This window comes from Gallaecimonas xiamenensis 3-C-1, assembly GCF_000299915.1.
GTDB classification, from domain to species: domain Bacteria; phylum Pseudomonadota; class Gammaproteobacteria; order Enterobacterales; family Gallaecimonadaceae; genus Gallaecimonas; species Gallaecimonas xiamenensis.
This window is the reverse complement of the sequence record NZ_AMRI01000019.1, coordinates 46,932-56,551: the sequence shown is the minus strand read 5'-3', so window position 1 is coordinate 56,551 and position 9,620 is coordinate 46,932. Positions and strand designations below refer to the sequence as shown.

Here is a 9,620-nt window from a genome sequence, read left to right as displayed (position 1 = left end):
CAATGAGCCAAGCTCCCAAGCGCCCCCTGTATATTCCTTACGCAGGGCCGGCCCTGCTGGAATCGCCGCTGCTGAACAAAGGCAGCGCCTTTACCCTGCAAGAACGTATTCAATTCAACCTGCTGGGCCTGGTGCCTCAGTATGTTGAGACCATAGAGGAGCAAAAAGAGCGGGCCTACGCCCAGTTCTCCAGCTGCACCTCGGATCTGGATAAACACGTGTTCCTGCGCTCCATCCAGGACAACAACGAAACCCTCTTCTACCGCCTGCTCGAAGAGCACCTGGAAGAGGTGATGCCGATCATCTATACCCCCACTGTCGGCCAGGCGTGCCAGGAATTTTCCAAGATCTACCGCACCCACCGGGGCCTGTTCATCTCCTACGAGGACAAGGACCACATCGACGATATCCTCCAGAACGCCACCAAGCAGAACGTCAAAGTGATAGTGGTGACCGACGGTGAGCGGATCCTGGGCCTGGGTGACCAGGGTATCGGCGGCATGGGCATTCCCATCGGCAAGCTGTCCCTGTACACCGCCTGTGGCGGCATCAGCCCGGCCTATACCCTGCCGGTAGTATTGGACGTGGGCACCAACAACCCGGATCTGCTGGACGACCCCATGTACATGGGCCGCCGTCAAAACCGCATCACCGGTGACGAATACTACGAATTCGTCGAAACCTTTATCGAAGCGGTCAAGCGCCGCTGGCCCAACGCCCTGCTGCAGTTCGAAGACTTCGCCCAGGCCAACGCCATGCCGTTGCTGGAGCGCTACAAGGACGACATCTGCTGCTTTAACGATGACATCCAGGGCACCGCCGCCGTTACCGTCGGTACCCTCTGGGCGGCCTGTAAGGCCAAGGGCGAGAAGCTCAGCGAACAAAAAGTGGTGTTCCTGGGGGCCGGCAGCGCCGGCTGCGGCATTGCCGAGCAGATCATCGCCGCCATGCAGACCGAAGGACTGTCCGAAGCCCAGGCCCGAAGCCGGGTGTTCATGGTGGACCGCTGGGGCCTGTTGACCAGCGCCATGCCCAACCTGATGGGCTTCCAAAAGCGCCTGGTACAAGATGTGAGCCTGCTGGAAAGCTGGCAGGCCGAAGGAGAGAACATCTCCTTGCTGGAAGTGATCAAAAACGCCAAGCCCAGCATCCTTATCGGCGTATCCGGGCAGCGCGGCCTGTTCACCGAAGAAGTGATCAAAGCCATGCACGCCGGCTGTGCCCGTCCTTTCGTGATGCCCCTGTCCAACCCCACCTCGCGGGTGGAGGCCACGCCCCAGGAGATCCTCAACTGGACCGACGGCCAGGCCATGGTCGCCACCGGCAGCCCCTTCTCACCGGTACTGGTGGGTGAAGAGAAAATCGCCATCGCCCAGTGCAACAACGCCTATATCTTCCCGGGTATCGGCCTTGGGGTCATAGCCGCCAAAGCCAAACGGGTGACCGATAACATGCTGATGGCCGCCTCCCGCGCCCTGGCAGACTGCTCGCCCCTGGCCAACGAAGGCAAAGGCCCTGTGCTGCCCAACCTGGGTGAAATTCAGGAAGTGAGCAAGTACATCGCCCTGGCCGTGGCCAAGCAGGCCCAGGAAGACGACGTGGCCCTGACCACCTCCGATGAGGCGCTGATCGCCGCCATCGAGAAGAACTTCTGGCTGCCAAGGTACCGCAACTACCGCCGCACCTCCTTCTAAATAAAAAACCCGCCGTTTGGCGGGTTTTTTTATGGGCCGGATTTGGGCAGACTTAGGACCTTTGGTAACCAAGGAGGGTTATATGTCCCAAATCCTGCCCCGTTTTGTCACCCTGGGGGAACTGACCCCTGTCCATACCGCTTTTGTGTCCGACAACGGCAGCCACGGTTGGTGGTTCTTTGCCGAGGTGGGCCTGGACGGCTTGCCTGAGGTGCACGCCGAGGGCCTTGGTGCTCCCGATCCTGTGCTGTTCAGCCTGATTGGCAGCAGCTCGGTGCGCCGGGCCATTACCGAGGTGCCGACCGACTTCCAGAGCCTGGATGCCAAGCCCTTTTTTAAAGAGCCCCTTAACCATGGCCATGCCTTCTGGTCCGAAGAACAGCAACTGCTGTGGCTGTTTTTGCACACCGAGGCCGACACCCAGGTGCTGGCCGGTTAGTTGCGGCGGATAAGCACCACGCCGCCGATGACCATCAAGGCCCCTGCTATCCGGTAGAGGTTGATTTCCTTTTGCAGATAGCCCACCCAGCCCTGGTGGTCCAGCAGCAAGGAGGCCAGCATCTGCCCGGCCACCAAAAAGCCGATAAAGGCGGCAGCGCCCAGCTTGGGGGCGGCAAAGGCGGCCACCGCCACGAAAAAGGCCCCCAGCAGGCCCCCTGTCCATTGCCACCAGGGCAGGCTGCCCAGTTGGCCTAGGCTGGGGATCCCCTGGCGCAGGGCCAACAGGTAGCCTCCCAATACCAGGGTGCCCACCGCAAAGCTGATAAAGGCGGCCCAGATGGCGCCGCCGGTATTGGCAGCCAGCTGGGCGTTGATGCCCGCCTGCAGCGGCATCATGGCGCCGGCAGCCAGGGTAATGAGGATAAGTAACGTCAACGTGTCCATGCTTGCCTTAGTTGAGGTAGTCGCTGTCATGAAAGTCCTTGAGCCACTGAGGCCGGTATAGGGTCAGCATTGTCACCGCCATGCCGTTGAGCAAGGCTTCGGGAAAGGCCAACAAAGGCATCAGTATCAGGTAGTTGTCTAGCACCTGCCGGCCGTCAAAGCCCTCTGCCCAGTAAAACCAGGCGGCCATGGCCAGCATATGGGCCACTAGGGCCAGGGCGGCATTGAAAAAACCGGTACAGAAGAAGTAGACGAACAGGTGGTGGGGCAGGTAGCGGGCCACCCCTTGTCTTACCGCTTCCGACACCAGCACCGGCAGGGCCAGGCCAAAGGCACAGTTGGGCCCCAGGTGTTGCCACTGTTCCAGCCCCGTTAGGGTCAACAGCCCCAGGGGCAGGAGCCCGGCCAGCAGCGCCAGGCGCCAGCCAAGCACCAGGGTGACCGTGGTTAGCCCTAGAAAGTGGACCTCCAGGCCGTCTTCGATGCCGGCCTGGAGTAACCAAAGGGCCAGCAGCGCCAGGCCCGATCCAAAAAAGAGCCCCTGTAGCCAACTGCGGCTTCGCAGCAGCCGCAGCTCGGCTCCCTGCTGCGCCCAGGCGCTAAAACACAGGAAGCCGACCAGGAGCCCCCAGGGGATCATGGGGCAAAGGTGGTCCAGATCGGGGCGTGGTCGGACGGCTTTTCGATACCGCGCAGTTCGTAGTCGATACCGGTTTCCACCGCCTTATCGGCCAGGTTCTGGGTGGCCAGTACCAGGTCGATGCGCAGGCCTCGGTTGTCGTCAAAGCCTTTGGAGCGGTAGTCGAACCAGGAGAAGCGATCGCTCACGTCCGGGTGCTGGGCGCGGAAGGTGTCTACCAGGCCCCAGCCCAGCAGCTTGTCCATCCATTGGCGCTCTTCGGGCAGGAAGGAACACTTGCCTTCCTTGAGCCAGCGCTTGGCGTTGGCGTCGCCGATGCCGATGTCCAAGTCGGTGCTGGAGATGTTCATGTCCCCCATCAGCACCAGGGCTTCGTCCGGGTTGTGCTCGGTCTCGAGGTAGTGCATCAGGTCGGCGTAGAACTTTTCCTTGGCCGGGAACTTCACTTCGTGGCTGCGGTTCTCGCCCTGGGGAAAATAGCCGTTCATCACCGTCAAGGGGCGGCCATCGGCCAGGGTGAAGCGGCCGATGATCATGCGCCGCTGGGCTTCTTCACCGTCGCTGGGAAAGCCCTTTTGTACCGATTGGGCCGGCAGCTTGGACAGCAGGGCCACGCCGTAGTGGCCTTTTTGGCCGTGAAAGTGCACCTCGTAGCCCATGGCCTCTACGTCGGCCAGGGGAAACTGCTCGTCGTGGACCTTGGTTTCCTGCAGGCCGATGATGTCCGGCTGGTGCTTGTCGATAAGGGCTTGCAGTTGGTGAAGGCGGGCACGCAGGCCATTGATGTTAAAAGAGATGATTTTCATGGTCTGGAGAGTCCGGTTAACGATGCCGCTATGGTAGCACGGACACCAAGGCCCGGGGGCCGGCATCAAAAAAAGCGGCCTTGGCCGCTTTGTTGTTAGCCGCCGTAGGCGACCGCTTCCACTTCCACCAAGGCGTCCTTGGGCAGGCGGGCCACTTCGACACAGCTGCGGGCCGGCTTGTGGTCGTCAAAGAAGCGTTCGTAGACGCCGTTGATGGCGGCGAACTGGTTCATGTCCTTGATAAAGACCGTGGTCTTGACCACATGGTGCTTGTCAAAGCCGGCGGCCTTGAGGATGGCCAACAGGTTGCTCAAGGCCTGCTCGGTCTGGGCCTCGATACCCTGCACCATCTCGCCGGTTTTCGGGTCCAGCGGGATCTGCCCCGAGGTATAGAGGAAGGGACCAACCTGGCGGGCCTGTACATAGGGGCCGATGGCAGCAGGGGCGTCCTGGGTGTTGATAATGGTCTGGGTCATGAACAGTTCCTCCTTCACAATGGCCGCCAGAGTAGCAGCTACGGCTGCTGGCTGCGAGAGCGCAGCTCGCGCTTTTCTTCGCTGCTCAGGCACTTGAGTTCTTCGTTGGAAAAATCGTCCTGGTAGTAGAGGAAATCCACGCACTCGGCTTCATAGCGCTGCTTGGCGGCGCTGTAGAGTTGCGGGTTGGTTTTGAGCTTGTCCATGTTGCGCCGCATCATGTCGCAGCGGCGGGCCTGCTCTTTCATCTCGACGATGCGGTCACAGGGATCGGTGCTGGTACAGGCAAATTGCAGCAGGGCGCTGCAGACCACGGCGGTGCGAATGAGTCGTTTCATATTACCCCCTGGTTAAGTCCCTCTCATTGTTGGACTTTTAACCAGGGGGCGCAAGGGGACTTTAGTGCAGGCGACCCATGGGGGCTTTTTGGGGCTTGCCCATGGCTTCGGCCAGCATCTCCAGACGCTGGGCGGTGAGCAGGGGATTGCAGAACCGCTGGATAAAGGTCAGCAGGCGCTGGGCCACGTAATCCTGGTCCAGTACCGTCATTTCCACCAGCATGTCTTGAAGTATGGCGGTAGCGCCCAGGCTGGGTTGCATCAGGTCGGTGTTTTCCGCCACGTACTGGGCGGCAAAATCCACGGCCCCCGATTGCAGGGTGTCCATCAGGCAGACAAAGGAGTCGCCATGGTGCTGGTGGGGTTCGGGCACGGCGTCGGCCAGGCTTATCAGGGTGTCGATCATGTCCCGAGCTTCGTCGGGGATGAATTCGCGCAGCTCGTCCCCTTTGGGGTGGTCGAAGGTAAACCCCTGGGGCAGGGCACGGCTCAGGGCTGCGGTCATTTCCGACTCGCTGATAAGAGCCGCCACATCCATCTGGGTGCTTTCTGGCAATACGCTAAAACCGGGGAATTCAGAGGCCAGGCGCACCATGGCCGCCACTTCCAGGCAATAAACAAAGCATGCCAGCCAGCTACCTGGCTCGGTGGTGGTCAGGGTTTCCCAGTCACGGTGCACCAGAAAGCTGGCCTGGAACTGGCCGGCTTCGGTCTCGTGGTTGTCCTGCCAGATCTCCAGGCCTTCCTGGTAGCGGGCAATCAACTGATCGGTAAGTTCCTGCAGTTCCACGTGGCGGCGGCCTCAATAACAAAGGGCGGGAAGTATAACCCAAAAAAAAAGCCGCCTGAAAGGCGGCCGTATATGGTGGTGGGGGAAGGATTCGAACCTTCGCAGGCTGAGCCGTCAGATTTACAGTCTGATCCCTTTGGCCACTCGGGAACCCCACCGGGTTCGGTATATAGAAAGCCGCGCTAGGCCACTTTCGTTGTAAAGGATGGTGGTGGGGGAAGGATTCGAACCTTCGAAGGCTGAGCCGTCAGATTTACAGTCTGATCCCTTTGGCCACTCGGGAACCCCACCAGCGATGCGGCGCCATAATACCAAAATCCGATCTCGTGTAAAGGAAGAAATTTGCTAAAAATCTGGCTTAAGCTGCCGATAAAGGTCTTAAGCTACTTAATTGATGGTTTTCTGTGCAGATTAAAGGCCTTGCTTTCCTAGATGAACTCGAGCTCTCCCCCCGACTGTCGTCGGCGGTGGCGGCCGGCCAGCGCTCGGACTTTGCGCTGCTGTTGGCCATGCTCGGTAACGATCTCTTGGAAAAACCCGGCCTGGCCAGTCCTGAACCCGGTAAAGGCCTGGGCCCCGGCGCCATCAATACCCCCCCTAAGCGCCCCTGGGGGGCCGATGACCGCACCCCTGGCCGCTCCATCGCCCTGAGCCAGGCCTTTCATCAGGACGGCATCGTCGGTGCCCGCCTGATGGACTGCCTGGACCCGGAGCCGCAGCTGGGCCGCGAAGAAGATCCCAAATTCCTGCCGGAAACCGTATTGGGGGACATGGACCCCAAAGCGGCCTGGCAAGCCAAGGGCAAGGCCCTGCCCGGTTATAAGGGCCTGACCGCCAACGCCGACCTTGGGGACGTGCTCAGCCAGATGCGTCACATCTCCACCACCGCCTGATAAGCCAAGGGACAAAGTATGAAGGGCGCCACAGTCTGGCGCTGGACTTGCCCCTAACCCCTCATTACACTGGCGCCGCCTTGACGTTAACGGAAAGCCAGCTGTGAATATTGCCTCCCTGCGTGACCAGTTTCCTGCCCTGAACCAAGATCTCAACGGCCGTGCCCCCGTCTTTTTGGACGGCCCCGGCGGTTCCCAGGTGCCCCAGAGCGTGCTCGATGCCATGACCGGCTACCTGGGCCGTTTCAATGCCAATCTGGGGGGCGCCTATTTTTCCTCCCAGCGCACCACCGCCGTGATGCAGGCCGCCCGCGAGGCCGCCCGGGATCTGCTGGGGGCCAGGCGCGCCGAGGAAATCATCTTCGGTCCCAACATGACCACCCTGACTTTCGCCCTGTCCCGGGCCATCAGCCGCGACTGGCAAGCCGGGGACGAGGTCATCGTCACCGCCCTTGACCACTACTCCAATGTCTCTTCCTGGATGCAGGCCGCCGCCGACAAAGGGGTGACGGTGCACCAAATTCCCCTCAAGGCCGACGACTGCACCCTCGACTATGAGGCGCTCTTTGCCAAGCTGGGCCCCAAGACCCGGCTGGTGGCCCTGACCCATGCCTCCAACACCACCGGCTCCATGGTCGATGTAAAAAGGGTGGTAGACGCCGCGCACCAGGCCGGCGCCCTGGTGTGGGTGGACGCGGTGCACTTTACCCCCCACGAATTGGTGGATGTTCAGGCTATCGGCTGCGACTTTCTGGCCTGTAGCGCCTACAAGTTCTTCGGCCCGCACCTGGGCATGGTCTGCGGCCGCTACCAACTGCTGGAGGCGCTGACCCCTTATAAGGTGGAGCCGGCCACCGATCTGGTGCCGGGCAAGTTCGAGACCGGCACCCAGAGCTTTGAGGCCCTGGCTGGTTTTGTGGCAGCGGTGGACTACCTGGCCGGCGTGGCAGGGCAGGGCAGCGACTTGCCGCGCCGTGAGCGCTTAAAAGCCAGCTACCAGGCCATCAAGCAGCACGAGATGGCCCTTAGCCAATATTTCCTGGAAAGGGCCGCCACGGTGCCTGGCCTGACCCTCTACGGCATTACCGATCAAACGCGCCTTGCCGAGCGCACCCCTACCTTTGCCTTTACCCTCAAGGGGGTGGCCAATAGGGCGGTGTCAGAGGCCATGGCCAATGCCGGCGTCTGCCTGGGAGACGGCAACTTCTACGCCCTGGGGCTGGTACGCCAGCTGGGGCTGGAGGAGAGTGGCATAGTGCGGGTGGGCTGCATGCACTACAACAGCACCGAGGAACTGGGCCGCTTCTTTGATGTGCTACAAGACCTGGTGAAGTAACATAAGGCAGTCTGAGGACTGCCTTTTTTATTGGAGACACCATGAGCATCGACGCCATGCGCCGGGTATTTCGCCACGCGCCCCTGACCGAGCTGCATGCCGACCCATTGCAGCAATTTGCCCTCTGGTTTACCGAGGCCAAGGACAGCAGCCCGGTGGACTGGCTGGAAGTGAACGCCATGACCCTCTGCACCCAGGGCCTGGACGGCTTTCCCCAAAGCCGGGTGGTGCTGCTCAAGGGCCTGAGCGGCACCGGCCTGCAGTTCTTCACCAACTACGATTCCCAAAAAGGCCAGGAGCTGGCCGCCGATCCCAGGGCCAGCCTCAACTTCTACTGGCCGCACCTGGCGCGCCAGGTGCGGGTCAGCGGTGTGGTGCAAAAATTGCCCCGGCAGGACTCCGAAGCCTATTTTGCCTCCCGGCCCCGGGGTTCGCAGCTGGGGGCCTGGGCGTCCCAGCAATCGGCCCCCATCGCCAGTACCGCCGAGCTGGAGCAAGCCCTGGCGGACGCCGACGCCCGCTACCCAGGGGAGGTGCCCTGCCCCCCCCACTGGGGCGGCTATGAGCTGGCGCCCCAGATCATGGAATTTTGGGCCGGCCGGGAAAACCGCCTGCACCACAGGGTGCGCTATAGCCATGATGGCCAGCACTGGCAGCAACAATGGCTGGCTCCCTGACCTGAAAAAGGCGCCCCTGGGCGCCTTTTTTGATGGTGGCCGCCGGCAGGTGTGGACATTTAGACGTCTAGGCGCTTAAATATCCAGATTGCCCTGCCGGAGAGCCCTATGCCCATTCGTATTCCCGATGCCTTGCCCGCCGCCGAAGTGTTGCGGCGTGAAAACATCTTCGTGATGCACGAAAGCCGGGCCATCCACCAGGACATCAGGCCCATGGAAGTGGTGCTGCTGAACCTGATGCCAAAGAAGATCGACACCGAAAACCAGATCCTGCGGTTGCTGGCCAACACCCCCTTGCAGGTCAACGTCAAGCTGCTGCGCATCGACGCCCGGGAATCCCACAACACTCCCAACTCGCACCTGGAACGTTTTTACCGGGATTTTGACGACATCAAGGACCAGAACTTCGACGGCCTTATCGTCACTGGCGCTCCCCTGGGGCTGGTGCCGTTCGAAGAGGTCCATTACTGGGACGAAATTCGCACCGTCATCGACTGGTCCCGCACCCATGTCACCTCCACCCTGTTTTTGTGCTGGGCCGCCCAGGCCGCCCTCAATCACCTCTACGGGCTGCCCAAAAAAACCCTGGGCCAGAAGCTGTCCGGTGTCTATGAGCACCGCACCCTCTGTCAGGACAACCCCCTGGTGCGGGGCTTTGACGATTACTTCCTGGCGCCCCTGAGCCGCTATGCCGACTTTGACCGCGATGCCATCGCCAGCCAGACCGACTTGCAGATCCTGGCCGACCACCCCCAGGCCGGTGTTTACCTGGCCGCCAGCGAAGATCTCCGGCAGATTTTTGTGACCGGGCATCCGGAATACGACGCCGACACCCTGGCCCAGGAATACCAGCGCGACAGCAAGGCCGGCATCAACCCGGCTCTGCCGTGCAACTACTTCCCCGGCGACGACCCGGCCCAGGAGCCCAGGGCCCGCTGGCGCAGCCATGCCAACCTGCTCTATTCCAACTGGCTCAACTACTGCGTCTACCAGATCACCCCCTACGATCTGGCGGCCATGGAGCCCAAGACCACCCAGGCCAAGCTGGCCGGGTAATAAAAAAGGCCGCGACTGCGGCCTTTTTT

12 protein-coding genes and 2 tRNA genes are annotated in these 9,620 nt (G+C 61.3%); 6 read left to right on the top strand and 8 right to left on the bottom strand.

What is annotated here, in order from left to right:
• Positions 1-2 precede the first annotated feature (2 nt).
• The gene (locus tag B3C1_RS13415; protein ID WP_008485464.1) at positions 3-1,694 is read left to right on the top strand and encodes an NAD-dependent malic enzyme; all 1,692 of its coding nucleotides are present in this window, start codon (positions 3-5) and stop codon (positions 1,692-1,694) included.
• An 82-nt stretch (positions 1,695-1,776) separates the two neighbouring features.
• Positions 1,777-2,133: a hypothetical protein gene (locus tag B3C1_RS13410; RefSeq protein ID WP_008485463.1), complete on the top strand. Its 357-nt coding sequence runs from the start codon at positions 1,777-1,779 to the stop codon at positions 2,131-2,133.
• Here the strand turns inward: B3C1_RS13410 and B3C1_RS13405 are convergent.
• The 8 genes from B3C1_RS13405 to B3C1_RS13370 all read right to left on the bottom strand — a co-directional run bounded on the left by B3C1_RS13405 (position 2,130) and on the right by B3C1_RS13370 (position 5,920).
• Complete coding sequence (locus tag B3C1_RS13405) at positions 2,130-2,579, bottom strand: DMT family transporter (RefSeq protein WP_008485462.1); 450 nt, start codon at positions 2,577-2,579, stop codon at positions 2,130-2,132. The genes B3C1_RS13410 and B3C1_RS13405 overlap by 4 nt on opposite strands.
• Before the next feature lie 7 nt (positions 2,580-2,586).
• Positions 2,587-3,219 carry an energy-coupling factor ABC transporter permease gene (locus B3C1_RS13400; protein ID WP_008485461.1) on the bottom strand — a complete coding sequence of 211 codons (633 nt, stop codon included), beginning with the start codon at positions 3,217-3,219 and terminating at the stop codon, positions 2,587-2,589.
• On the bottom strand, positions 3,216-4,025 hold the full coding sequence (gene xthA, locus B3C1_RS13395) for an exodeoxyribonuclease III (RefSeq protein WP_008485460.1): 810 nt from the start codon (positions 4,023-4,025) through the stop codon (positions 3,216-3,218). The genes B3C1_RS13400 and xthA overlap by 4 nt, the downstream gene beginning before the upstream one ends.
• 95 nt (positions 4,026-4,120) lie before the next feature.
• Positions 4,121-4,501, bottom strand: a complete 381-nt coding sequence (locus B3C1_RS13390; protein WP_008485458.1) for a RidA family protein — start codon at positions 4,499-4,501, stop codon at positions 4,121-4,123.
• A 38-nt stretch (positions 4,502-4,539) separates the two neighbouring features.
• Positions 4,540-4,839, bottom strand: a complete 300-nt coding sequence (locus tag B3C1_RS13385) for a hypothetical protein (RefSeq protein ID WP_008485456.1) — start codon at positions 4,837-4,839, stop codon at positions 4,540-4,542.
• A 61-nt stretch (positions 4,840-4,900) separates the two neighbouring features.
• Positions 4,901-5,629, bottom strand: a complete 729-nt coding sequence (locus B3C1_RS13380; protein ID WP_008485455.1) for a hypothetical protein — start codon at positions 5,627-5,629, stop codon at positions 4,901-4,903.
• Positions 5,630-5,702: 73 nt separating this feature from the next.
• Positions 5,703-5,787: transfer RNA gene (locus B3C1_RS13375), tRNA-Tyr, on the bottom strand.
• 48 nt (positions 5,788-5,835) lie between these two features.
• A tRNA-Tyr gene (locus B3C1_RS13370) sits at positions 5,836-5,920 on the bottom strand.
• A gap of 113 nt (positions 5,921-6,033) precedes the next feature.
• Here B3C1_RS13370 and B3C1_RS13365 point away from each other — a divergent pair.
• The 4 genes from B3C1_RS13365 to metA all read left to right on the top strand — a co-directional run bounded on the left by B3C1_RS13365 (position 6,034) and on the right by metA (position 9,591).
• A complete protein-coding gene (locus B3C1_RS13365; RefSeq protein WP_008485454.1) occupies positions 6,034-6,522 on the top strand; it encodes a VC2046/SO_2500 family protein in 489 nt (162 codons plus the stop codon).
• A gap of 103 nt (positions 6,523-6,625) precedes the next feature.
• Positions 6,626-7,858, top strand: a complete 1,233-nt coding sequence (locus B3C1_RS13360) for a cysteine desulfurase-like protein (RefSeq protein ID WP_008485453.1) — start codon at positions 6,626-6,628, stop codon at positions 7,856-7,858.
• A 41-nt stretch (positions 7,859-7,899) separates the two neighbouring features.
• Positions 7,900-8,535 carry a pyridoxamine 5'-phosphate oxidase gene (gene pdxH / locus B3C1_RS13355; protein WP_008485452.1) on the top strand — a complete coding sequence of 212 codons (636 nt, stop codon included), beginning with the start codon at positions 7,900-7,902 and terminating at the stop codon, positions 8,533-8,535.
• Between the two features lie 108 nt (positions 8,536-8,643).
• The gene (metA, locus tag B3C1_RS13350; protein WP_008485450.1) at positions 8,644-9,591 is read left to right on the top strand and encodes a homoserine O-acetyltransferase MetA; all 948 of its coding nucleotides are present in this window, start codon (positions 8,644-8,646) and stop codon (positions 9,589-9,591) included.
• Positions 9,592-9,620 lie beyond the last annotated feature (29 nt).